Origin of the sequence: Sphaerotilus hippei (genome assembly GCF_003201595.1) — a bacterium.
In the GTDB taxonomy this organism is placed as follows: domain Bacteria; phylum Pseudomonadota; class Gammaproteobacteria; order Burkholderiales; family Burkholderiaceae_C; genus Sphaerotilus; species Sphaerotilus hippei.
The window spans coordinates 173,263-195,761 of sequence record NZ_QJJS01000002.1 but is presented as its reverse complement, the minus strand read 5'-3'; the positions used below and the strand labels follow the sequence as shown (position 1 = coordinate 195,761).

Below are 22,499 nucleotides of genomic sequence, written 5' to 3'. Positions count from 1 at the left end.
TCGGCGAGCGGTCAGGCGCGTCACCCGACCTTGACCAGGATCAGTCCCGGCGACATGAATCGGGGATGCGGCACCGGGTCATCGTGGCCGCCACAGCGCTGTCATGCAGGCGCTCGAGACTGGGTTTCCCTGTCGCCAACACACGCCACACCATGCAGAAGACCCAAGCCGTCGCCTCACTCGGTCAGCACAGACTGATGCTGCCGGCCTGGGTCAAGGCGGCCCTGTCCGCCAACGATCGCCTCAAGGTCTGCCTGACGGTGCTGCAGGCCGCAGCGGCCCATGCGGCGCATCCGAACCGGGACGTGCCCGACCTGGGCCACGAGATCAGCGCCGCGGGTCTGAACGCCGGATGGCTGCACGACATGACCACGGCGGCCCGCCGGGTCGAGGACGATCTGCTGATGCCCGATCTGCCCCGCTTCGTGAAGTGCCTGGAGGAGGATCTGGACACCATGGCCCGGCCGGTCCTCGAGACCACGCCGAGCGGTGCGGCACCGCATGCCCGGGTCCGGTCCTGGCTCGACTGGCTCGACGCGCTGCCCGCCGACCGGCTGAGCGCGGCCGACGTCAAGTCCATGACCCATGGTCAGCGCGGCGACGGTGACAGCCTGCACCTGCTGGTGATGGACCTGCACAAGCAGATCAACCGGCTGTCCGGCGAACTGGCCAGCGAGGTGATCGACGGCGCCAACGCATGGGAGCTGCAGCCGCAGGACCGGGTGCTGGTGGCCGCGTTCATGCGCGGCCTGAACCGCACGGCGGTGCTGAAGTTCGACCATCCCGGGCTGGACACGGCGGCCACGCGTGATGGCGATCGCCTGCTGCTGCAGAACGACATCGGCACCAACGACGCCCATGTGCTGGTGGTTCAGGTGAGCGGCCTCGTGGTCACGCTGACCTACTCGGACCTGCACCGCATCCGGCTCGACTTCTTCCAGTCGATGCTGCTGCCCTTCGGCGCGAAATGGTCGGGGCTGGAGTCGCGCACGAACGCCGATCTCAACCAGGGCGAGGCCTACTCGGTGAGCACGGCACGGTTCGACTGCGTGGACGAGGCCGCGCTGCAGGCCACGCTCGAGGGCATCGGCTCGCGCATCGTCTTCCTGATCGACTGGAACCGCGCCCGCAAACGCCTGCAGGCCTTCGTCAGCAAGTCCGATGCCGTTGCCGTGCTCGCCGAGGCCGCTCGCCTCGACATCGGCCACCGCGCCTGGCTGCAGGCGGGCGGCGAACGACTGATCCACGCCGCGATGCAGGCCGCGGGTGAAGGGGCCTTCCGCATCGGCGATCGGCTCGACGAGGTCATCGGTGCGGCCGATGCCCACGCTTTCCTGGTCTCGGTGCTGCGACTGGCCTGCGACGCGCTGGGGCGCGGCCAGCCCGCGGCCCTGGTCGCTGACGAGACCCGCATGCTGCTGGCTCACCACGTGCGCCAGCGCACCAGCGAGTTCGAGCTGCTGGCCGAACATGCCGCCTACTGCCAGGCGCTGGCCCAGGCGGTCAGCGATGGCCTGGCGCACGGAGCCGAGCGCTCGGGCAAGGCCGCCAGCAAGCTCGCCGCACGCGCGAAGCTCTGGGAACGCAAGGCCGATCACCTGGTGATGCAGGCGCGCGACAAGGCGGAACGCCAGCCGCGCTGGCGTCCGGTGGCCCGGCTGATCGAGAAGTCCGACGACGTCGCCGATGCGCTGGAGGAAGCCGCCTTCCTGATCAGCCTGGCAGCCGAACATCCGCTGCAGGGCTGGAACGACGACGTGCGCCAGTCGCTCGGGCAGCTGGCCGCGATGGTGCTGCAGGCCACGCAGGACCACGTCAAGGCGCTGGCGATCGCCCGCACGCTGGGCTCGGACAGCGAAGCCGCCGACAACGACGCCTTTCTCGTCGCGACCTGGCAGGTGCTGCAGGCCGAACGCCAGTGTGATGCGCTGCTGCGCACGGCCCGCCGCACCATGCTCGCCGTGGTGCGGGATGCACCGTCGCTGATGCTGGCCAATGACCTGGCGGGCACGCTGGAGCTGGCCTCGGACCGGCTGCTGGCGGCCGCCTACACGCTGCGGGACGTGGCCTTCGACCAAGCGGGGGTGCGGGGATGAACGGGCGAGAACACGCCGACGGCGCGCCGGTGCGCGGCGCCCCCTTGCTGCCGCCCGAGGTCTACCTGGTGGGCTGCGGCGACGAGGCCATGATCCAGGGCTCGGCCTCGGCGCAGACGATGGGCTTCAAGGCCTGGAACCTGCTGCGCATGGCCCGCCTGGGCCTGCCGGTGCCGGCCGCCTTCGTGATCGGGACCCGGCATGCGGTGGACCCGACCATGCAGGCCAGCGGCAGCCCCCGCCCGCTGTGGCAGGCCGGCCTGCGCGAGCTGGAGCGCTCGACCGCCCGATCCCTGGGGGACCGCCGAGGACCCCTGCTGCTGTCGGTGCGCTCGGGGGCCCCCGTCTCGATGCCGGGCATGATGGAGACCTTGCTCAACATCGGCCTGTGCGATGCCACCGTCGGCGGCCTGCTGAGACAGACCGGCAACCCGCGGCTGGTCTGGGACGCCTACCGGCGCCTGGTGGCCACTTACGGCGAGATCGTCGCCGGCCTGCCGGCATCAGCCTTCGAAGAAGCCGCCACCGCCCTGTTCGGCGAGCACGATGAGCGGGAGCTCGATTTCGCCGAACTGCGCCTGCTGACCCGTCGATTCCTCGAGGTCTACGCGGCGGGGGCGGGAGTGCCGTTTCCGCAGGATCCCGAGCGACAGCTCGACGCGGCGATCCAGGCAGTCCTGGCCTCGTGGCACGCCCCCAAGGCCTGCGAATACCGGCGCCTGAACGGCATCGACGCGGCCATCGGCACGGCGGTGACCGTGCAGGGCATGGTGTTCGGCAATGCCGGCGGTCAGTCCGGCGCCGGGGTCGGTTTCACGCGCGACCCCGCCACCGGGGAGCCCGCGCTGTGGGTCGACTTCCTGTTCAACGCACAAGGCGAGGACGTGGTGTCGGGACGCCGCAGCGCCAACGGGCATGACGAGCTGGCCACGGTGCTGCCTGACGTCTGGCAGTCGCTCCTCGATGCCGCACGGCAGCTCGAGCAGGCCTTCGGCGACATGCAGGATTTCGAGTTCACGGTGCAGGACGCCAGCCTGTTCATGCTCCAGACCCGCTCGGGCAAGCGCACGCCACAGGCCGCCGCCCGCATCGCGCTGGACCTGCTCGACGCGGGCCTGATCGACGCCGCGACGGCACGGGAGCGCACCGCCGGCCTGGATCGATCGGCCCTGGCGCGCTCGCGGGTGGTGGCCACCGACGGGACGGCACAGGCCGCGCTGGGTCGGGCTGCGACGGCCTGCAGCGGTGTCGCCGTGGGCGAGATCGCGCTGGACGAAGCCCGTGCGACCGCCCGCCATGCGGCCGGGGCGTCGGTGATCCTGGTGCGCCGGGATGCGGACACCAGCGACTTGGCCGCCCTCGACTCGGCCTGCGGCCTGCTGACGCAGCGCGGCGCGCGCACCTCCCACGCGGCCGTCGTCGCACGACAACTCGGCAAGGTCTGCCTCGTCGGCTGCGCCGACCTGCTGATCGACGAGGGCACCCGCACGATCCGGATCGCGCAGACCACGCTGCACGAAGGGGACCTGCTGACGCTGGACGGCAATGAGGGGCTGTTCTACGCCGGACCGATGACGCTCGAGCTGGAGTGTCCGCAGGACCTGCTGGAACGCCTGGAAACGCTGCGGCAGCACACGCCGGGCGCCTGATCCCCGCGACGCAGCCGGGTCTCAGGCGCCCGGCATCGGCGGGCATCGACATCCCGATGCTCATGCACCAGAAGATCAGACGACGCTCAGCGCCCGGGCTTGAGGGCCGCCAGCATCGCCTGCAGCATCACGTCGGCCACCGCCTGGTCGGCGTGGATGGCCTGGGCCGCACCGGCCTGCAGCAGCAGCCGGGCCTCCTCGGCGTTCGGCGCCCTCACGATGATGGGCATCGACGGATTGAGGGCCTGGGCGGTCTCGATCATCGGACGCACGTCGATGCTTTCGGCGGCGGCCACCACCATCAGCCCGGCCTGGGCGATGTGGGCCTGGATCAGCACCCCTGGCTCGCTCGCATCGCCGCAGACCGCGGCCACGCCCGCAAGGCGCAGCGCCTCGACACGGTCGCGGTGGTGCTCGACCACCACGCAGGGCACATCCCGGGCACGCAAGGCCTCGGCGAGCTGCCGGCCCACCGATCCATGTCCGACCAGCACCACGTGGCGGGCCAGGAAACGCGCCTCGGTGGACATCGGCAGCTCGGCCAGCGGATCGTCGCGGTCCTCCAGGCGACGGGCCAGCGCCGAGCGGGCGATGACCCAGCGGCGCAGCGGCCCGACCAGCGTGAACAGCATCGGATTGAGCGCGATCGAGAACAGCGCCCCCGCGACGATCAGGCTCTTGGCCTCGTGCGGCATCACGCCCAGGCTGTCGCCCAGCGCGATCAGGATGAAGGAGAACTCGCCGATCTGCGCCAGGCTGACCGACACGGTCAGCGCGGCGTTGAGCGGGTAGCGCAACGCCAGCACCAGGGCGGCGGCGGCGAGCGACTTGCCCAGCAGGATGATGGCCACCACGGCCAGCACCTGGACCGGCCGCTCCAGCAGCACCTTCGGGTCGAACAGCATGCCCACCGACACGAAGAACAGCACCGCGAAGGCATCGCGGAAAGGCAGCAACTCCTCGGCCGCACGGTGGCTGAACTCGGACTCCCGCAGCACCAGGCCGGCGAAGAACGCGCCCAGCGCGACCGACACCCCGAACAGCACCGACGCGCCGTAGGCGATGCCCACGGCCACCGCGATCACGCACAGCGTGAACAGCTCGCGCGAGCCGGTGCTGGCGATCTGCCACAGCACCCAGGGCAGCACGCGGCGCCCGCCCACCAGCATCAGCACCAGGAAGACGGCCACGGCCAGCAGGGTCTTCGACAGCGAGAGCCACAGGCCGGAGGACAGCACGGCACCCCCATCGGCCAGACCGACCAGCGCGGGCAGCAGCACCAGCACCAGCACCATGGCCAGGTCCTCGACCACCAGCCAGCCGATCGCGATGCGGCCGTTGTGGCTCTGCAGCGTGCCCTGGGCCTCGAGCGCACGCAGCAGCACGACGGTGCTGGCCACCGACAACGCCACGCCGAACACCAGCGCGGCGCTGACCGACCAGCCCCACCACAGCGCCAGCGCCCCGCCCAGGGCCGTCGCCACCGCCATCTGCACGATCGCCCCCGGAATGGCGATGCGGCGCACGGCCATCAGGTCGTCGAAGGAGAAGTGCAGGCCGACCCCGAACATCAGCAGCATCACGCCGATCTCCGCCAGCTGCCCGGCCAGGTCGACGTCGGCGACGAAACCCGGCGTGAACGGCCCGATCAGCACCCCGGCCAGCAGGTAGCCCACCAGTGCCGGCAGCCTCATGCGGACCGCGAGGAATCCGAGCACCAGGGACAGGCCCAGGGCCACGGCCAGGGTCACGATGAGCGGCATGGAAGGGTGCATGGCGGAATGGTCCCTGCAGTGGCGACCTTCGTGCAAGCGGTTTCGTCCGGCCGGTGCCCGCCCTCGGCGACCGGCCGGGCCCGGGCACCCCTAGAATCCGGGCCCCTCCTGCCTGCCGGTCCACGCCATGAACATCGTCGTCAACGAAGAACTGAAAGCCTACATCGACCCGTTGACGCCGGAGGAGCACGAGGCGCTGGAGCGCAGCCTGCTGACCGAAGGCTGCCGCGACGCGCTGGTGCTGTGGGGCGAGATGCTGGTGGACGGCCACAACCGCTACGGCATCTGCATGAAGCACGGTCTGCCGTTCCAGACCGTGCAGAACCCGAGGTTCCGCTCCATCGAGGACGTGCACCTGTGGATGATCGACCAGCACCTGGGCCGGCGCAGCGTGTCGGACTTCCAGCGTGGCCTGCTGGCCCTGCGCAAGCGCGAGATCGTCGCGGCCCGGCAGGCCCGCACGCTGGCCCCCCGCGAGCCGGCCCCCGACACCGGGGACACGCCCGACGCTGCGCCGCCCCGGCCTGAAGCGGCCACGGCCGCGGACCTGCCCACCCCCGTCTCGCTGAACAGCCGCGAGGCGCTGGCCCGGGCCGCGCGCCTGAGCAGCAATCAGGTGGTGATGATCGAGAAGATCCAGAAGCAGGCCGCGCCCGAGGTGGTGGCCGCGGTGCGCTCGGGCACGATCTCGATCAATGCCGCCGCCGCCGTGGCCAGCCTGCCGGCCGAGGAGCAGGTGGCGGCCGCCATCGCCGGCAAGGACGAGCTCAAGCAGGCGGCCAAGCGGGTGCGCGAAGCGAAACGCAAGCCGCGTGAAGACGCGCCGGCTTCGAGCGATGCCGCTGAAGCCGGCACGCTGGAGGCGCTGCAGCAGCGTGTGGCCGAACTGACGGCCGAGAACGAGGCCCTGCGCACCGAGCTGGCAGCGCTGAAGGCCGCCGCCCGATGACGGGCCGCGGGCCGGCTCAGGCCCGCCGGTCGTCCAGGCAGTCCGCTTCGGACGTCCCCTCGGGCGAGGATTCCAGCCCCTCGCTCGCCCGCGCACAGCGCCGCAGCTCTTCGACGGTGTAACCCTCCTTGATCAGGGCTTCGCGCAGCCACTGCGGCTGCCCGCCCTCGCCGTCCCAGGTCCGTCCGGTCAGCGGATGGCGGTAGCGCACCACCGGCAGCAGCTCGGGTCGGGCCACCGGCGTCGGCAGCCCCCGCAGTTCATGCGGGCTGATGCGCCAGAACTCCATCAACTTGCGGATGCGGCGGATGGCCACCACCTTCTCGGGATCGTAGCGACTGTCTTCTGATTTTTTCATGTGTTGCTGGAGCCCGTCCCGAGGGAGCGCGGGCCGTGTCGGGAGAATCGCTCCACGAGCCTCGTCTCAATGTGAGATACACTATCACGTGACGGGCCTCCCCGCATGGGAGCGCAGCCAAACGGGTCAGGTCGGGAACGGAGCAGCCCTAACTGTTAGTTCCCAGTGCCGGGGTCAAGGCTCGTCACCCTACATCTCTCCAGTGCTTGATTCCACTGACTTTCCGGTCAGATCAGGCCGTCGGTCGAGTCCCTGGTGTCACTTCGGTGTGTCACTGGCGCGCATGAGACCGGATCCAGGCACCTTGCCACCCCCGAATCGAGAAGCGACTCACGCCCGAGTCACGTCGGCCCATCCGGTGACGCATCGGCGCTGCCCAGCGGGGACTTGGCCGGCTCCAGCCCGTGCTGGGACAGCAGCACACGGGCCTGGATGAGGGACGCACGGATCTCGTCGGACGTGAGCCCCAGGCTCTTGGCGTAGCGCGAGACGACCAGTCCAAACGCCCGCGGCTGCAGTGGCGCGGCCAGTTCGTCGGCCTCGAGGATCTCGTTGGCACAGCTGGCCACCAGCCGGAACCAGCCCGCCTGCCCGACCGGCGTGTGCACCATCTGCCCGAGGGGCAAGGGCACCATCATCTCGAGCACCACCTCGCCCAGGCCCCAGTGGCGGGCCATCGACAGCGCCAGCGCGGGCAGGTCGACCCCCAGCACGGCCATCGCGGCAGCCGATTCGCTGAGGCCGGGAATGGCCGGTTCGGTGTCCGAGCGGGCCGGGGTGAACTGCATCAGCGCATGGATCTGCGCGGCCTCGGCAGGAAAGTGATAGAGCACCAGCATGCGCCCGAGGTGCTGCAGCTGCGCGGCCAGCAGCGCGCTTTCGGCGTCGAGGCCACCGGGGGCCAGCACCTCGGCCAGATGCCCGGCCAGCCACGCGCGCCGCATGCCGGCCTGCATCGCCTCGACGGCATCGCCCCGCAGCGGCCCGGGCCAGGACCGCAGCGACGAGGCGGCACGGCGCACCCCCGCCACGCCCATCAGCAGGATGGCACGTCGCACCGTGACGACCTGCCCTTCCTTGCCCGCCCCGAACCGGGCCAGGTTGACCATGCGCAGCAGCTCGAAGGACAGCGCGGGATCCTGGAGCACCAGGTCCGCGAGCACGTCGACCCGACGGTTCTCCATCCTCGCGACCTGGACCACACGCTGAGCCAGGCCGGGCTGGGCCGGCAGATGCCCGGCCGTGCGCAGGCGGTCGAGCAGCAGCGCGAGCGGGCCGTCCCTGTCGGCGGACTGGACCTGGCGCCAGCCGTCGAGCGCCCGCTCGAAACTGCGGGCACCGACATAGCGGCGCCGCGGATGGCGGTCGACGGCGCGGTTCACGATGGCCCGCAAGGCCTCGGGCACCGGATGGGGCAGATTGAAGGGCAGGCGCACGACGTCTTCGCCCAGCCGGGCGCTGGCCACCGACAGATCAGGTTCGTCGAAGGCCGACTGGCGCGACAGCCACTGGAACAGCAGCAGGCCGCTGGCCGCGACATCCCGCTCGGCATGGGCCCGCAGGCGCTCGAGTGCGCCCGTCGAGCCCGGCATCTCGTCGGGCGCCGCCTCGCAGGACACCGCCAGCCCCCACAGCGCCAGATGCCCCTGCCGATCGATCACCACGCTGTGCAGGCCGATGTCGCCGTGGCACAGATTGGCCTCGTGCGTCACGGCCAGGCCCGACAGCAGGTCGACGCACCAGTCGACCACCTCGGCCGGCGCTGGCGGCCGATGCCCGGACAGGTACTCGGCCATGGTGACGGCACCCGCAGAACGCTCGCAGACCAGGTAAGGCCAGCCCTCGTGGGCCGACACCTCGACGGGCGCCAGCAGGCGGGGATGGGACAGGCGCCCGGCCCGCTGGACCGACTCGGCCCACAGCCGCAGCGCACCGGCCGTGGCGGGAGGCTTGCGCGGCAGCATCAGCAGCACGTCCTGGCGCACGCGGGGGTCGTGGGCCAGCCAGGCCATCGTCAACGAGCTGCGCCCGAGCAGCTGCCGCAGGGCAAACCGGCCGAAGGTGCGCAATGCAGCCGCCGGCTTCCGGTCAGAAGGCGTCAGGACGCCCGGTGCGGTGTAGACGGCATCGGCCATGAGCAGCACTCGACAGTTCGAATTCGCCAGGAACGCAACGCGCACTCCCTCTCGATGCGCCCCAGTGTGCCGCACCGCGGACCGGATCAAAACGGTGAACAGGACCGCTCAGGCCCCGTTATTGGCCCGCGGCTATCACCACCATAGCCAGGCGCAGCGGGCCCGTTCCTGCCGGGCCGGATGGTTCATGCCAAAATACGTGAGCCCATCGAACCGTCGATTTGACGAGATGGTTGTGACCTCCCACGGATTTGCCATGAGCAGCGACCTCATCAAACACATTTCTGACGCGTCCTTCGACACCGACGTGATTCAATCCGACAAACCGGTTCTGGTGGATTACTGGGCCGAATGGTGCGGCCCCTGCAAGATGATCGCGCCGATCCTCGACGAGATCGCCGGCAGCTACGGCGGCCGCCTGCAGGTCGCCAAGATGAACGTCGACGAAAACCGCGCGGTCCCGGCCAAGTTCGGCATCCGCGGCATCCCGACGCTGATGATCTTCAAGGGCGGCGAACTCGCTGCGACCAAAGTTGGCGCCCTGTCGAAGGTTCAGTTGACCGCATTCATCGACGCCAACCTATAATCGGGCGCAACAGCAGCCTCGCGGCTGTTGCGTACCGTATGCCACTGCGCTTCCCCTGAGGGTTCCCGATCCAGGGTCTCAGTTCGAACGCAGCCTCGGCACCCTCCCTCCCCGACTGCCTATCCGCCTGACAGCCCCCGGTGCCTGACGCCCCGGGTCTCACCCACAAGGTGATCGGCTGCCAGGTCCGCACCGAGCCCCAGTGCATCCGGCGCGGACACCGCACGGGGTGAGGGAGTGTCCGACACCATCGGCGACCACGACTGGCATCGTGTTCGCCTGCTATCAGGGTCCCTACCCACATGCATCTCTCCGAACTCAAGGCGCAACACATCTCGGCACTGGTCAAGATGGCGGAGACGCTCGAGATCGAAAACACCGGCCGCATGCGCAAGCAGGAGCTGATGTTCGCGATCATGAAGAAGCGCGCCCGGCAAGGCGAGCAGATCTTCGGTGACGGCGTGCTCGAAGTCCTGCCCGACGGCTTCGGCTTCCTGCGCTCGCCCGACGCCAGTTTCCTGGCCAGCACCGACGACATCTACCTCTCGCCCAGCCAGATTCGCCGCTTCAATCTCCACACCGGCGACATGATCGAAGGTGAAGTCCGCGTGCCCAAGGATGGCGAGCGGTATTTCGCCCTGGTCAAGGTCGACCGCGTCAACGAACTGACGCCCGAGGAGAGCAAGAACAAGATCATGTTCGAGAACCTGACCCCGCTGTTCCCGACGGAACAGTTCAGGCTCGAGCGTGAGGTCAAGGGTGAAGAAAACATCACCAGCCGCATCATCGACCTGATCGCGCCGCTGGGCAAAGGCCAGCGGGCACTGCTCGTCGCGCCGCCCAAGAGCGGCAAGACGGTGATGATGCAGCACCTGGCGCATGCCATCGTGGCCAACCACCCGGATGCCCACCTGATCGTGCTGCTGGTCGACGAACGGCCGGAAGAAGTGACCGAGATGCAGCGCACCGTGCGCGGCGAGGTGATCAGCTCCACCTTCGACGAGCCCGCCGCCCGTCACGTGCAGGTCGCCGAGATGGTGATCGAGCGCGCCAAGCGGCTGGTCGAGCTGAAGAAGGACGTGGTCATCCTGCTGGACTCGATCACCCGTCTGGCGCGTGCCTACAACAACGTGCTGCCCTCGTCGGGCAAGGTGCTGACCGGTGGCGTGGACGCCAACGCGCTGCAGCGCCCCAAGCGCTTCTTCGGCGCGGCCCGCAACATCGAGGAAGGCGGCTCGCTGACCATCATCGGCACGGCGCTGGTCGACACCGGCAGCCGCATGGACGAGGTGATCTACGAGGAGTTCAAGGGCACGGGCAACTGCGAGATCCAGCTGGATCGCCGCATGTCGGAAAAGCGGGTCTACCCGTCGATCATGCTCAACAAGTCGGGCACCCGCCGCGAGGAGCTGCTGCTCAAGCCGGAGATCCTGCAGAAGACCTGGATCCTGCGCAAGCTGCTCTATCCGATGGACGAAATCGAGGCGATGGAGTTCATCCTGGGCAAGATGAAGTCCACGAAGAACAACGTCGAGTTCTTCGACCTGATGCGCCGAGGCGGTTGAAGGCTATAATCAACGTTTTTCCGCTGTCGGAAAGTGCTTGTGCATGGTGCGCAACGTGGCTCCCGGCATCACAGCGAGGCTCCAATGAAAGAAGGCATCCACCCGAACTACCGCGAAGTTTGCTTCGTGGATCTGTCCAACGGCTTCAAGTTCGTGACGCGCTCGTGCGCGCCGGCTCGTGAGAACATCACGATGGAAGATGGCCGCGAACTGCCGCTGTTCAAGCTGGAAACGACCAGCGAAACGCACCCGTTCTACACCGGCACGCAGAAGAGCATCGACAGTCTGGGTGGACGCGTCGAGAAGTTCCGCAACAAGTTCCGCGTGGGCATCAAGAAGTAAGATCCTGTCGCAGACGTCAGGAAGGGCAGCTCCGGCTGCCCTTTTTTTTGGTCCGCCCGTTTCGGCGCCAGAATCGGTGCGCCTCCTCCACTGCGGCTTCTGCCCCGTCCCGTGAACACTCCCAATCCGGCCCTCGTGACCCAGCGAGCCGTGCGGCGACTGCCCCGGCTGGCCTTGTGGCTGCTGTGCGCAGCCTATGTGCTGCCCGGCATCTTCTTCCGGGACCCCTGGAAAAATGCCGACATCACCGCTTTCGGCTACATGCTGAGCCTGGTGCGCGGCGACTCCGGCTGGCTGAATCCGAGCATCGCCGGACTGTCCAGCGAGGGCAGCGCCCTGCCCTACTGGCTCGGGGCCTGGTCCATCCAGGCGTTCGGGGGCTGGATGGACCAGGCCCTGGCCGCCCGGCTGCCGTTCGCGCTGCTGCTGGTGGCCACGCTCGCCCTGACCTGGTACGCCTGCTTCCACCTCGCCCGCACCGACGAGGCGCAGCCGCTGCCTTTTGCCTTCGGGGGCGAGGCCTCGCGCATCGACTACGCCTGCACGATGGCCGACGCCTCGGTGCTGGCGCTGATCGCCCCGCTGGGCCTGCTGCAGCTGGGTCACGAGACCACGCCGGAGCTGGTGCAGCTGGCGGCCAGCAGCCTGCTGCTCTACGGCCTGGCGGCCAGTCGGCACCGGCATGGCCGCAGCATCATCGCCCTGCTGGTGGCCCTGCCGGCGCTGGCCCTGAGCGGGGCGGCGACCACCGGTCTGCTCTATGGCGGCGTCGGCGTGGTGCTGGCCCGGCGCTCGTCACACGCCCCCACACGGGCGCTGGTGCCCTGGCTGCTGCTGGGCATGCTGATCTCGGCCGCCGCGGCCGCCGCGGTGGACGCCTGGGCCTCCCGGCTCGCGCCGCTGCCCGAGGTGCTGGGCATGCCCAAGCTGCTGGCCTGGTTCACCTGGCCGATCTGGCCGCTGGTGGGCTGGACGCTGTGGCGCTGGCGCCGCCAGCTGGGCCATCACCACGTGCTGATCCCGCTGTCGGTGGCGGCGGTGGCGATCGGCGCCAGCGCCGCGATGGGCGCGTCGGAGCGGGCGCTGATGATCGCCCTGCCCTCGCTGGCCGTGCTGGCCGCGTTTTCGCTGCCGACGCTCAAGCGCACCGTCAGTGCGGCGATCGACTGGTTCTCGGTCTTCTTCTTCAGCATCCTGGCGCTGCTGCTGTGGGTGCTCTACGCCTCGGTGCAGACGGGGGTGCCGGCCCAGCCGGCCATCAACATCGCCCGCCTGGCACCCGGGTTCGAGCACCGCTTCAATGCCCCCGTCTTCGTGCTGGCCCTGCTGGCGACGATCGCCTGGATCTGGCTGGTGCGCTGGCGCACGTCGCAGCACCGCCCGGTGCTGTGGAAGAGCCTGGTGCTGCCCGCCAGCGGCGTGGCGCTGAGCTGGCTGCTGCTGATGACGCTGTGGCTGCCGCTGCTCGACCATGCGCGCAGCTACCGTCCGCTGATGAACCGCATCGCGCGCATCATCCCCGCGGAGGCCTGCATCGCCGGCCCCGACCTGGGTCGCAGCCAGCTGGCGGCCCTCGAGGCCCAGGGGCGCTGGCGACTGAGCCGCGATCGTTCGCAGGCCGGTTGCGACTGGATGATCATCCGGCGCACCGAAGCGGTCAACCGCCCCGCCCCGAGCACCCACCAGGTCGTGCCGCAGGGCTGGCGGCTGGTCGACAAGCTGCGCCGCCCCACCGATCGCAACGAGGTGTTCTACCTCTACCGACGCGCCTGAGACACGCCGGGCCGCCGCGCGGCCCGGGCCTTTCCTCGATGCGGCTCAGCGGCCGCGCAGCGCCGTCGCGGGTTCGCTCTCGCGCCCGGCCGGGCCGATCGACGGCACCGCCTGGACATAACGGGTGCGCACGGCCGGCACGACGATGCGGAAGCACGAGCCCTTGCCCGGCTCGCTGTCGACCTCGAGCTCGGCACCGTGGCGCTGCAGCACGTGCTTGACGATGGACAGGCCCAGGCCCGTGCCCCCGGTCTCGCGAGAGCGGCTGCCATCGACGCGGTAGAAACGTTCGGTGATGCGGGGCAGGTGCTCGCGGGCGATGCCGATGCCGGTGTCCCTGACCTCGAAGCAGCCAGGCTGCGTGGTGCTGCCCGCAAGCCAGCGGACCTCGATGCGGCCCCCGTCGGGCGTGTAGCGCACCGCGTTGCTGACCAGATTGGCCAGGGCCGACAGCAGCTCGCTCTGGTGGCCCGCGATGGCCGCGGCGGGCTGGCCGGGCTCGTGGAATACCAGCTGGTGGCGGCCCTTGGACAGCGCCTGCGCCTCCAGCTCGACCTGCTGCAGCAAGGCGCTGACCGGCACCCAGTGGTCGGCCGGCGGGCGCGGGCTGCCCTCGAGCTGGGCCAGCGTCAGCAGGTCCGACACCAGCGACTGCATGCGGTTGGTCTGCTGGGTCATCAGGGCCAGCACCCGCTGGCGCTCCACCGGCGTCAGCGGCAGATTGGTCAGCGTCTCGACGAAACCGGCCAGCACCGTCAGCGGCGTGCGGATCTCGTGGGACACATTGGCCACAAAGTCGCGCCGCATCGCGTCGGCGCGCAGGCGCTCGGTCACGTCCTGGGTCAGGATCAGGCGCAGCCCGTCACCGTAGGGCCGGATCTGCACCGACAGCGTCAGGCCGTTCTGGTGGTTGAGCATGCTCACCGGCTCGACGGGATCGGCCTGCTGCAGATGCCCCACGAAGGCAGGATGGCGGACCAGGTTGGTGATGCGCTGGCCCAGGTCACGTTCGCGGTGCAGGCCGAGGTGGTCGGCCGCGACCGGATTGAGCCAGCTGATGTGCTCCTCGGCGTCGAGCAGCAGCAGGCCGATCGGCGAGGCCTCGATGGCCGAGAGGAACTGCGCCAGGCGCTGGCGCTCACCGACCAGCTCCCGCTGGCGCAGCTGCAGGTGGCGCTCGAAGCGGTAGGCGAGCTCGCCCCAGACCTCGCCGGCACGTGGTGCCGGCCCGTCGCCGCCCTCGCGCAGCCAGCGGATCAGGCGCAGCGCGCGGTAGGTCTCGCGCACCTGGGCCAGCGACACGCCCAGCACCGCGCCAATCCACACCCCCCAGAAGACATGACCGACCACCCGACCGACCAGGAAACCCGTCAGGGCCCCCAGGCTCATCAGGAAGATCGCCATCAACAGACGTCCTGCAATCAAGCCCATGGCCCGCAATCCCCTGAAATCGGCCCGCTCAGGCGGCCGCCAGCCCGCTCTGCGTCAGTCGATAGCCGGCGCCACGCACCGTCTCGATCATCTGCGAGCACTGCACCGGCGACAGCGCCTCGCGCAGGCGCTTGACGTGCACGTCCACCGTGCGCTCCTCGATGAACACATGGTCACCCCAGACCCGGTCGAGCAACTGCGCACGGGTGTGCACACGCTCGGGATGGGTCATGAAGAAGTGCAGCAGGCGGAATTCGGTCGGACCGACCCGGATCTCCTCGGCCCCGCGGGTGACGCGGCGGGTCGACGGGTCCAGGCGCAAGTGACCGACCTCCACCGCGCTGTCGAGCGCCTCGGGCGCACGGCGGCGCAGCACCGCACGGATGCGCGCCAGCAGCTCGCCGGTGGAGAACGGCTTGGTCAGGTAGTCGTCGGCGCCGGCATCGAGGCCCACGACCTTGTCGGACTCCTCGGCGCGGGCCGTCAGCATGATGATGGGCAGCTCGCGCGTGCGGGCCGCCGCACGCCACTGGCGGGCCAGCGCGATGCCGGAGCTGCCGGGCAGCATCCAGTCCAGCAGCACCAGATCGGGCAGCACCGCATCCACCGCCGCCTGGGCCTGTTCGGCCGTGGCCGCGAGCGTGACCTCGTAGCCGGCATGGCGCAGGTTGATGGAGATCAGCTCCGCGATCGCGGTCTCGTCCTCGACGACCAGCACTCGACTCATTTAGACACCCCGGACACAGAAAACTCCTTCAATCACTTGGCCAGCGTCTCGACCGTGTCGGGCGTGTTGTGACGCACGTCGGTGCCCTTGACGATGTAGATGATCTGCTCGGCTAGGTTCTTCGCGTGGTCGCCGACACGCTCGATCGCCTTGGCCACGAAGACCAGGTCGATGGAGGCCGAGATCGTGCGCGGGTCTTCCATCATGTAGGTGATGAGCTTGCGCATGAAACCGTCGAACTCGGCGTCGATCTCGTTGTCCTGCTTGATGACGGCGATGGCCTGGTTGACGTCCAGGCGCGCGAACGCGTCGAGCGCCTTGTGCAGCGAGGCGATGGCCAGCTGCGCCTCGAAGGACACGTCCGACACCGGCAGGCGCAGGCGGCTGGAGACGCCGGTGTTGACCAGGCGCTGCACGGTGCGGGCGATGCGGGCGGCTTCGTCGCCCACCCGCTCGAGGTTGCCGATGGTCTTGGAGATCGCGATCAGCAGGCGCAGGTCGCGCGCCGTGGGCTGGCGGCGGGCGATGATGCCCGACAGGTCACGATCGATCTCCACTTCCATCTGGTTGACACGCTCCTCGGTCTGGATGACCTGGGCGGCGGTTTCGCTGCTGAAATGGGTCAGCGCGTAGATGGCCTGGGCCACCTGGGATTCGACCATGCCGCCCATTTCGAGCACGCGGGTGGAAATGCCGTTGAGCTCGTTGTCGAACTGGCTGACGAGATGCTTGTCCATGGAAGGAGTCCTTCAAGAAGAGTGGCCCGCACGACCCGCGTCGCTGCGGGCCTGCCGGACGTCAGCCGAAACGGCCGGTGATGTAGTCTTCCGTCTCTTTTTTCTTCGGCTTCATGAAGAGCTCCGACGTCGGTCCGAACTCGATCAGGTCACCCAGGTACATGTAGGCGGTGTAGTCGGAACTGCGCGCGGCCTGCTGCATGTTGTGGGTCACGATCAGCACGGTGTAGTCGCTCTTGAGCTCGTCGATCAGCTCCTCGATCTTGCCCGTCGAGATCGGATCCAGCGCCGAGCAGGGCTCGTCGAGCAGCAGCACCTCGGGCTTGATGGCGATGCCGCGCGCGATGCACAGGCGCTGCTGCTGGCCACCCGACAGGCCCGAGCCGCTCTTGTCGAGCTTGTCCTTCACCTCGGTCCAGAGCGCGGCCTTCTTCAGGGCCCACTCGACCCGCTCGTCCATCTCGGCACGCGACAGGCTCTCGAACAGCCGCACGCCGAAGGCGATGTTGTCGTAGATCGACATCGGGAAGGGCGTGGGCTTCTGGAAGACCATGCCCACGCGGGCACGGATCAGCGAGATGTCTTCCTTGCTCTTGAGGATGTCCTGGCCGTCGAGCAGGATCTCGCCTTCGGCACGCTGCTCGGGGTAGAGCTCGAACATGCGGTTGAAGGTGCGCAGCAGCGTGGACTTGCCGCAGCCCGAGGGGCCGATGAAGGCGGTGACCTTCTTCTCGGGCAGCTCCATGTTGATGTTCTTCAACGCATGGAAGTGGCCGTAGTAGAAGTTCAGGTTGCGGACCGAGAGCTTGATCTTCTCGCTCACCGGCAGATTGACTTTGGTGTCCATGGAATGCCTCGGCAGGGATTCAGTGCTTGTTGCGGAAGAAGGTGCGCGCCACGATGTTCAGCGCCAGCACACCCACGGTGATCAGGAACACGCCTGCCCACGCCAGTTTCTGCCAGTTCTCGTAAGGGCTCATCGCGAACTTGAAGATGGTCACCGGCAGGCTGGCCATCGGCTCGCCGAGGCTGGAGGTCCAGAACTGGTTGGACAGCGCGGTGAACAGCAGCGGTGCGGTCTCACCGGCGATGCGGGCGATGGCCAGCAGGATGCCGGTCATCACGCCGGCGCGGGCGGTCTTCAGCGTGATGGCCAGGATGACCTTCCACTTCGGCGTGCCCAGCGCGTAGGCGGCCTCGCGCAGCGCGTTGGGGATCAGGCTGAGCATGTTCTCGGTGGTGCGGATGACCACCGGGATGACGATCAGCGCGAGCGCCAGCACGCCGGCGAAACCGGAGAAGGACTTCTGGCGCGACACCCAGATCGAGTAGATGAACAGGCCGATCACGATCGACGGCGCCGCCAGCAGGATGTCGTTGATGAAACGGGTCACCCGGCCCAGCCAGTTGGCCTGGCCGTACTCGGCCAGGTAGACCCCGGCCAGCACGCCGATCGGCGTGCCGATCAGGGTGGCTGCGCCGACCATCAGCAGCGAGCCGAAGATCGCGTTGGCCAGCCCGCCCTCTTCCATCGGGGGCGGCGTCATCTCGGTGAACAGCGCCAGCGAGATGCCGCCCAGGCCCAGTCGCACGGTCTCGAACAGGATCCAGATCAGCCAGACCAGGCCGAAGGCCATCGCGGCCAGCGACATCATCAGCGCGATGGCGTTGACCACCTTGCGTTTGCGGTGCATCGCCACGCGCGATGCCAGCAGAGTTGCGCTCGTCATCAACGACCCTCGCCCTTCTTGAGTTGCGCCAGCAGCACCTTGGACAGCGCCAGCACGACGAATGTGATGAAGAACAGCACGAGGCCCAGGTAGATCAGCGAAGCCTGGTGCAGGCCTTCACCCGCTTCGGCAAACTCGTTGGCCAGGGCCGACGTGATGCTGTTGGCCGCCTCGAACAGCGACAGCGACGACAGCTGGTTCATGTTGCCGATCACGAAGGTGACGGCCATGGTCTCGCCCAGCGCACGGCCCAGGCCGAGCATGATGCCGCCGACCACGCCGGCCTTGGTGTAGGGCAGCACGACCTTGTAGACCACCTCCCAGGTGGTCGAGCCCAGGCCGTAGGCGCTCTCCTTGAGCATCGGCGGCGTGACCTCGAAGACATCACGCATCACGGAGGCGATGAACGGGATGATCATGATCGCCAGGATGATGCCGGCCGACAGCAGGCCGATGCCCACCGGCGGGCCCGAGAACAGCTCGCCGAAGAAGGGCACGCCCCGGAAGGCCGTCATCAGCGGCGCCTGCACGTATTCGGCCAGCAGCGGCCCGAACACCAGCAGGCCCCACATGCCGTAGACGATGGACGGCACGGCCGCCAGCAGCTCGATGGCGGTGCCCAGCGGCTGCTTGAGCCACTTGGGGGAAAGCTCGGTCAGGAACAGCGCGATGCCGAAGCTCACCGGCACGGCGATCAGCAGCGCGATGAACGAGGTCATCAGCGTGCCGTAGATCATCACCAGGCCGCCGTACTTGTCCTCCGGCGGATTCCACTCGGCCCGCCACAGGAAGGACAGGCCGTACTCGCGGATCGCGGGCATCGCCCCGATCACCAGCGAGACGATGATGCCCGCCAGCAGGGCCAGCGTCAGCCAGGCCGCGGCCTGGGCCAGGAAGGCGAACAGCGGATCGGCCCAGGGTGCACGAACAGGCGCGCGCGGGCCGCCCGATCCCGAGGTGCGCTCGGATGGTTTCATAGTCTTGTCCTGCGTTGATGCAGGAAGGGTAGCAGCCACAGTGCCTCCGGGTCGTAAAAAAGGGCTGGTGCGACACCGCACCCAGCCCTTCGTGCATCACGAGGATGCGATCACTTCGACGCGTGGACGGCCTTGCCGCCGCCGTCCTTGATCTCGCTCCACGACTTGCGGATGATGGCCTTCACCGAGTCGGGCATCGGCACGTACTCGAGGTCGGACGCCATCTTGTCGCCACCGGTGTAGGCCCACTCGAAGAACTTCAGCGAGGCCTGCGACTGCGCCGGCTTCTCGGCGACCTTGTGCATCATGATGAAGGTCGCTGCCGTGATCGGCCACGAGTCCTTGCCCGGCTGGTTGGTCAGCACCTGGTAGAACGACTTGCTCCACTCGGCGTTGGCCGCAGCAGCCTTGAAGGTCAGGTCGTCCGGCGCGACGAAGTTGCCCGCGACGTTCTGCAGCAGTACGTGCGACATCTTGTTCTGCTTGGCGTAGGCGTACTCGACATAACCGATCGAGTCCGGCAGGCGGGTCACGAAGGCGGACACGCCTTCATTGCCCTTGCCACCCATGCCCACCGGCCAGTTCGGGGCGGTGCCCTCGCCGACCTTGCTCTTCCAGTCGGCGCTGACCTTGGACAGGTAGTTGGTGAAGTTGAAGGACGTGCCCGAACCATCGGCGCGGCGCACCACGGCGATCAGCGAGTCCGGCAGCGCCACGCCCGGGTTCAGGGCGGTGATGGCGGCGTCGTTCCACTTCGTGATCTTGCCCAGGTAGATGTCGGCCAGCACGGTGCCGGTCATCTTCAGCTGGCCGGGCTGCACGCCCTTGATGTTCACCACCGGCACGACACCACCGATGACGGTCGGGAACTGGACCAGGCCATCCTTGGCCAGCTCCTCGTCCTTCAGCGGCGCATCGGACGCCCCGAAGTCCACCGTCTTCGACTTGATCTGCTTCATGCCGGCGCCCGAACCCACCGACTGGTAGTTGATGCGCACGCCGGTGGCCTTGTTGTAGGCGTCGGCCCACTTGGCATACACCGGTGCGGGGAACGAAGCTCCTGCCCCGGTCACGTCCTGAGCGGCTGCCAGACTGGCTGCTGCAAGCATGGAAACAGCCAGGAAACCCTTGCTCAACACGGAAACGTTCATGGAATGCCCTTTCGATCGCTAGGCGGTAGAAATACCGACAGGACGGACTGTATGGGCGCTCTGTGACGATCTCGTGACGCACAAGGCATTTGTGACAGCGGCAGCGACACGCCGTGGCGTGCGGATCGATGCGATCGATGGCCGTCGCGGTACTGTCACGAAATCATGTGACAGCCCGATCGTGACCTGGATCACGATCGGGCCGCCACGTTCAGGCCCCGGGCCGGGGCCTGCGCTCAGGCCGAGACCGCATCGACCAGGCGCTGGGCGCAGGATCGTGCCAGCTCGGCGTCCTGGGCCTCCACCATCACGCGCAGCAGCGGCTCGGTGCCCGACGGCCGGATCAGCAGCCGGCCACGCTTGCCGAGCTCGGCCTGCACCGCCTGCTGCACCTCGGCCAGGCGACGGTTCTCGCGCCAGTCGGTGCCGGGCTGCAGGCGGACGTTGATCAGGGTCTGCGGGAACAGCGTCACGCCCTCGAGCATCTGCTCGAGCGTGCGGCCGCTGCGCTGCTGGGCCTGCAGCACCTGCAGCGCGCTGACGATGCCGTCACCGGTGGTGTGGCGGTCCAGCGCCAGCAGGTGACCGGAGCCTTCGCCGCCGAGCTGCCAGCCACGCCGGGCCAGCTCCTCGAGCACGTAGCGGTCGCCGACCTTGGCCCGCACGAACTCGACACCACGCTCCTGCAGCGCCAGCTCGACCGCCATGTTGGTCATCAGCGTGCCGACGGCCCCCGGGACCGCTTCACCCTGGTCCAGCCGGTCGGCGACCATCACGTACAGCAGCTCGTCGCCGTTGTAGAGCCGGCCGTTGCGATCCACCAGCTGGAGGCGGTCGGCGTCGCCGTCGAGCGCGATGCCGTAGTCCGCGCCCTGCTCCCGCACGGTGCGCACCAGCGCCTCGGGCGAGGTCGCGCCGACCTGCCGGTTGATGTTGAAGCCGTCGGGCTCGCAGCCGATGCGCACCACGTCGGCCCCCAGCTCATGGAAGACCGCCGGCGCGACCTGGTAGGCCGCCCCGTGCGCGCCGTCGATGACGATCTTCAGGCCCTTGAGCGACAGCTCGTTGGAGAAGGTCGACTTGCAGAACTCGATGTAGCGGCCGGCCGCATCGGCCACCCGGCGCGCACGGCCCAGGCCGTTGGAGCTTTCCCACTGGGGCGGCGCCTCGATGGCCGCCTCGACCTCCAGCTCCCAGGCGTCGGGCAGCTTCTCGCCGCGGGCCGAGAAGAACTTGATGCCGTTGTCCTCGTAGGGGTTGTGCGAGGCGCTGATGACGATGCCCAGCGACAGCCGCAGCGCCCGGGTCAGGTAGGCGACACCCGGCGTGGGCAGCGGCCCGGTCAGCAGCACGTCCACACCCGCCGAGCTCAGGCCGGCCTCGAGTGCCGACTCGAGCATGTAGCCCGAGATGCGGGTGTCCTTGCCGATGAGCACCGAAGGCCGGTCCTGGGTGGCGCGCAGCACGCGGCCGATCGCGTGGCCCAGACGCAGCGCGAAGTCGGGCGTGATCGGCGCTTCGCCGACGGTGCCGCGGATGCCGTCGGTGCCGAAGTATTTTCTGTTGCTCATGACCTCTCTCTTTTTTTCAGGAAGCGCCTCAGCGGGAATGCGGGGGCCTCGTGGAGCGATTGTGTCGCACCAGGAAACATCTGGATACATTCATGGCAACAAGCCGGCCGCCGTCCACACGGCCAAGGCATCGACGGTCTCGGCCACGTCGTGAACCCGCACGACCCGGGCGCCACAGTGCACCGCCGCCAGCGCCGCCGCCAGGCTGCCGGCCAGACGCCGGTCGACCTCGCGTCCCGTGGCGGCACCGACCGACGACTTGCGCGACCAGCCGGCCAGCACCGGAAGACCCAGCGCCAGCAAGGCCGCCTGGCCACGGATCAAGGCGAAGTTGTCGACCACGCGCTTGCCGAAGCCGATGCCCGGATCGAGCACGATGCGCGGCGGCTGCACGCCGCGGGACTGCAGCACGGCCACCCGGGCGGCCAGGAAGTCGGTGACCTCGGCCACGACATCGGGGTAGTCGAGCGGGCCGGCCTGCATCGAGGCGGGCTGGCCACGCATGTGCATCAGGCAGACCCCGCAGGACGGGTGGGCCGCCACGGCCTCGACCGCACCATCGACCGTCAGGGCGTGGATGTCGTTGATGATGTCGGCGCCCTCGTCGAGCACGGCACGCATCACCTGCGGCTTGAAGGTGTCGACCGACACCGGCACGCCCAGCCTGACCGCCTCGCGCACCACCGGCACGACGCGCGCCAGCTCTTCGGTCAGCGGCACCGGCGTCGCGCCGGGCCGGGTCGACTCGCCACCGATGTCGAGGATGTGCGCACCGTCACGCAGCAGCTGCTCGCAGTGCGCCAGGGCCTGCCGCACGTCGCGCCCGCCGTCCGAGAACGAGTCCGGGGTGACGTTGACGATGCCCATCACGAGCGGGTGCTCCAGATCGAGCAGGAAACGGGAGGTCTGCCAGCAGGCCATGAACCAAAGCTCCTCTTGCACCATGG

At 68.7% G+C, this 22,499-nt stretch carries 19 protein-coding genes and 1 other RNA gene; 8 read left to right on the top strand and 12 right to left on the bottom strand.

What is annotated here, in order from left to right:
* Positions 1 to 152: 152 nt before the first annotated feature.
* Together C7444_RS02895 and C7444_RS02890 are read left to right on the top strand one after the other, a co-directional pair.
* Positions 153 to 2,096, top strand: a complete 1,944-nt coding sequence (locus C7444_RS02895; RefSeq protein WP_110399332.1) for a DUF47 domain-containing protein — start codon at positions 153 to 155, stop codon at positions 2,094 to 2,096.
* A complete protein-coding gene (locus tag C7444_RS02890; RefSeq protein ID WP_211317469.1) occupies positions 2,093 to 3,745 on the top strand; it encodes a PEP/pyruvate-binding domain-containing protein in 1,653 nt (550 codons plus the stop codon). The genes C7444_RS02895 and C7444_RS02890 overlap by 4 nt, the downstream gene beginning before the upstream one ends.
* 86 nt (positions 3,746 to 3,831) lie before the next feature.
* Here C7444_RS02890 and C7444_RS02885 read toward each other — a convergent pair whose 3' ends face one another.
* Positions 3,832 to 5,520 (bottom strand): cation:proton antiporter domain-containing protein, encoded by a 1,689-nt coding sequence (locus C7444_RS02885; protein WP_110399331.1) that lies wholly within the window; start codon positions 5,518 to 5,520, stop codon positions 3,832 to 3,834.
* Positions 5,521 to 5,647: 127 nt separating this feature from the next.
* Between C7444_RS02885 and C7444_RS02880 the strand changes: the two genes are divergently transcribed.
* Entirely contained in the window at positions 5,648 to 6,469 is an 822-nt protein-coding gene (locus C7444_RS02880) for a plasmid replication/partition related protein (protein ID WP_110399330.1), read from the top strand.
* A gap of 16 nt (positions 6,470 to 6,485) precedes the next feature.
* Here C7444_RS02880 and C7444_RS02875 read toward each other — a convergent pair whose 3' ends face one another.
* Positions 6,486 to 6,827, bottom strand: coding sequence for an H-NS family nucleoid-associated regulatory protein (locus C7444_RS02875; protein WP_110399329.1), 342 nt, complete (start codon positions 6,825 to 6,827; stop codon positions 6,486 to 6,488).
* Positions 6,828 to 6,917: 90 nt separating this feature from the next.
* Here C7444_RS02875 and ffs point away from each other — a divergent pair.
* An RNA gene (gene ffs, locus C7444_RS02870) (signal recognition particle sRNA small type) lies at positions 6,918 to 7,016 on the top strand.
* Positions 7,017 to 7,168: 152 nt separating this feature from the next.
* On the opposite strand, the gene C7444_RS02865 is transcribed toward ffs, so the two are convergent.
* Positions 7,169 to 8,962, bottom strand: a complete 1,794-nt coding sequence (locus tag C7444_RS02865; protein ID WP_146219331.1) for an HDOD domain-containing protein — start codon at positions 8,960 to 8,962, stop codon at positions 7,169 to 7,171.
* Positions 8,963 to 9,218: 256 nt separating this feature from the next.
* Between C7444_RS02865 and trxA the strand changes: the two genes are divergently transcribed.
* The 4 genes from trxA (at position 9,219) to C7444_RS02845 (ending at position 13,228) form a co-directional block, all read left to right on the top strand.
* Positions 9,219 to 9,548, top strand: a complete 330-nt coding sequence (trxA, locus tag C7444_RS02860; RefSeq protein WP_110399327.1) for a thioredoxin TrxA — start codon at positions 9,219 to 9,221, stop codon at positions 9,546 to 9,548.
* A gap of 302 nt (positions 9,549 to 9,850) precedes the next feature.
* Positions 9,851 to 11,113, top strand: a complete 1,263-nt coding sequence (gene rho / locus C7444_RS02855) for a transcription termination factor Rho (RefSeq protein WP_110399326.1) — start codon at positions 9,851 to 9,853, stop codon at positions 11,111 to 11,113.
* An 84-nt stretch (positions 11,114 to 11,197) separates the two neighbouring features.
* Positions 11,198 to 11,455 (top strand): type B 50S ribosomal protein L31, encoded by a 258-nt coding sequence (locus C7444_RS02850; protein WP_110399325.1) that lies wholly within the window; start codon positions 11,198 to 11,200, stop codon positions 11,453 to 11,455.
* 135 nt (positions 11,456 to 11,590) lie between these two features.
* The gene (locus C7444_RS02845) at positions 11,591 to 13,228 is read left to right on the top strand and encodes a hypothetical protein (RefSeq protein ID WP_245909380.1); all 1,638 of its coding nucleotides are present in this window, start codon (positions 11,591 to 11,593) and stop codon (positions 13,226 to 13,228) included.
* Positions 13,229 to 13,273: 45 nt separating this feature from the next.
* Here C7444_RS02845 and phoR read toward each other — a convergent pair whose 3' ends face one another.
* The 9 genes from phoR to folP all read right to left on the bottom strand — a co-directional run bounded on the left by phoR (position 13,274) and on the right by folP (position 22,473).
* A complete protein-coding gene (phoR, locus tag C7444_RS02840) occupies positions 13,274 to 14,632 on the bottom strand; it encodes a phosphate regulon sensor histidine kinase PhoR (protein ID WP_245909379.1) in 1,359 nt (452 codons plus the stop codon).
* 55 nt (positions 14,633 to 14,687) lie between these two features.
* The gene (gene phoB, locus C7444_RS02835; protein WP_110399322.1) at positions 14,688 to 15,386 is read right to left on the bottom strand and encodes a phosphate regulon transcriptional regulator PhoB; all 699 of its coding nucleotides are present in this window, start codon (positions 15,384 to 15,386) and stop codon (positions 14,688 to 14,690) included.
* 32 nt (positions 15,387 to 15,418) lie between these two features.
* A complete protein-coding gene (gene phoU, locus C7444_RS02830) occupies positions 15,419 to 16,123 on the bottom strand; it encodes a phosphate signaling complex protein PhoU (RefSeq protein WP_110399321.1) in 705 nt (234 codons plus the stop codon).
* A gap of 61 nt (positions 16,124 to 16,184) precedes the next feature.
* Positions 16,185 to 16,970, bottom strand: coding sequence for a phosphate ABC transporter ATP-binding protein PstB (gene pstB, locus C7444_RS02825; RefSeq protein ID WP_110399320.1), 786 nt, complete (start codon positions 16,968 to 16,970; stop codon positions 16,185 to 16,187).
* Positions 16,971 to 16,989: 19 nt separating this feature from the next.
* Positions 16,990 to 17,853, bottom strand: coding sequence for a phosphate ABC transporter permease PstA (pstA, locus tag C7444_RS02820; protein ID WP_110399319.1), 864 nt, complete (start codon positions 17,851 to 17,853; stop codon positions 16,990 to 16,992).
* Positions 17,853 to 18,830: a phosphate ABC transporter permease PstC gene (pstC, locus tag C7444_RS02815; protein WP_110399318.1), complete on the bottom strand. Its 978-nt coding sequence runs from the start codon at positions 18,828 to 18,830 to the stop codon at positions 17,853 to 17,855. The genes pstA and pstC overlap by 1 nt, the downstream gene beginning before the upstream one ends.
* 110 nt (positions 18,831 to 18,940) lie before the next feature.
* The gene (gene pstS / locus C7444_RS02810) at positions 18,941 to 19,981 is read right to left on the bottom strand and encodes a phosphate ABC transporter substrate-binding protein PstS (RefSeq protein ID WP_110399317.1); all 1,041 of its coding nucleotides are present in this window, start codon (positions 19,979 to 19,981) and stop codon (positions 18,941 to 18,943) included.
* 236 nt (positions 19,982 to 20,217) lie between these two features.
* Positions 20,218 to 21,552, bottom strand: a complete 1,335-nt coding sequence (gene glmM, locus C7444_RS02805) for a phosphoglucosamine mutase (RefSeq protein WP_110399316.1) — start codon at positions 21,550 to 21,552, stop codon at positions 20,218 to 20,220.
* A 90-nt stretch (positions 21,553 to 21,642) separates the two neighbouring features.
* Positions 21,643 to 22,473, bottom strand: a complete 831-nt coding sequence (gene folP / locus C7444_RS02800) for a dihydropteroate synthase (RefSeq protein ID WP_110399315.1) — start codon at positions 22,471 to 22,473, stop codon at positions 21,643 to 21,645.
* Positions 22,474 to 22,499 lie beyond the last annotated feature (26 nt).

Excerpts from the sequence above, each read along its gene's own strand:
- trxA (WP_110399327.1), top strand. The coding sequence starts at position 9,219 with ATGAGCAGCGACCTCATCAAACACATTTCTGACGCGTCCTTCGACACC.
- pstB (WP_110399320.1), bottom strand. The coding sequence starts at position 16,970 with ATGGACACCAAAGTCAATCTGCCGGTGAGCGAGAAGATCAAGCTCTCG.
- pstS (WP_110399317.1), bottom strand. The coding sequence starts at position 19,981 with ATGAACGTTTCCGTGTTGAGCAAGGGTTTCCTGGCTGTTTCCATGCTT.
- C7444_RS02895 (WP_110399332.1), top strand. The coding sequence starts at position 153 with ATGCAGAAGACCCAAGCCGTCGCCTCACTCGGTCAGCACAGACTGATG.
- pstC (WP_110399318.1), bottom strand. The coding sequence starts at position 18,830 with ATGAAACCATCCGAGCGCACCTCGGGATCGGGCGGCCCGCGCGCGCCT.
- C7444_RS02885 (WP_110399331.1), bottom strand. The coding sequence starts at position 5,520 with ATGCACCCTTCCATGCCGCTCATCGTGACCCTGGCCGTGGCCCTGGGC.
- C7444_RS02875 (WP_110399329.1), bottom strand. The coding sequence starts at position 6,827 with ATGAAAAAATCAGAAGACAGTCGCTACGATCCCGAGAAGGTGGTGGCC.
- C7444_RS02850 (WP_110399325.1), top strand. The coding sequence starts at position 11,198 with ATGAAAGAAGGCATCCACCCGAACTACCGCGAAGTTTGCTTCGTGGAT.
- phoB (WP_110399322.1), bottom strand. The coding sequence starts at position 15,386 with ATGAGTCGAGTGCTGGTCGTCGAGGACGAGACCGCGATCGCGGAGCTG.
- C7444_RS02890 (WP_211317469.1), top strand. The coding sequence starts at position 2,093 with ATGAACGGGCGAGAACACGCCGACGGCGCGCCGGTGCGCGGCGCCCCC.
- glmM (WP_110399316.1), bottom strand. The coding sequence starts at position 21,552 with ATGAGCAACAGAAAATACTTCGGCACCGACGGCATCCGCGGCACCGTC.
- C7444_RS02865 (WP_146219331.1), bottom strand. The coding sequence starts at position 8,962 with ATGGCCGATGCCGTCTACACCGCACCGGGCGTCCTGACGCCTTCTGAC.
- pstA (WP_110399319.1), bottom strand. The coding sequence starts at position 17,853 with ATGACGAGCGCAACTCTGCTGGCATCGCGCGTGGCGATGCACCGCAAA.
- folP (WP_110399315.1), bottom strand. The coding sequence starts at position 22,473 with ATGGCCTGCTGGCAGACCTCCCGTTTCCTGCTCGATCTGGAGCACCCG.
- phoR (WP_245909379.1), bottom strand. The coding sequence starts at position 14,632 with ATGGCGATCTTCCTGATGAGCCTGGGGGCCCTGACGGGTTTCCTGGTC.
- rho (WP_110399326.1), top strand. The coding sequence starts at position 9,851 with ATGCATCTCTCCGAACTCAAGGCGCAACACATCTCGGCACTGGTCAAG.
- C7444_RS02880 (WP_110399330.1), top strand. The coding sequence starts at position 5,648 with ATGAACATCGTCGTCAACGAAGAACTGAAAGCCTACATCGACCCGTTG.
- phoU (WP_110399321.1), bottom strand. The coding sequence starts at position 16,123 with ATGGACAAGCATCTCGTCAGCCAGTTCGACAACGAGCTCAACGGCATT.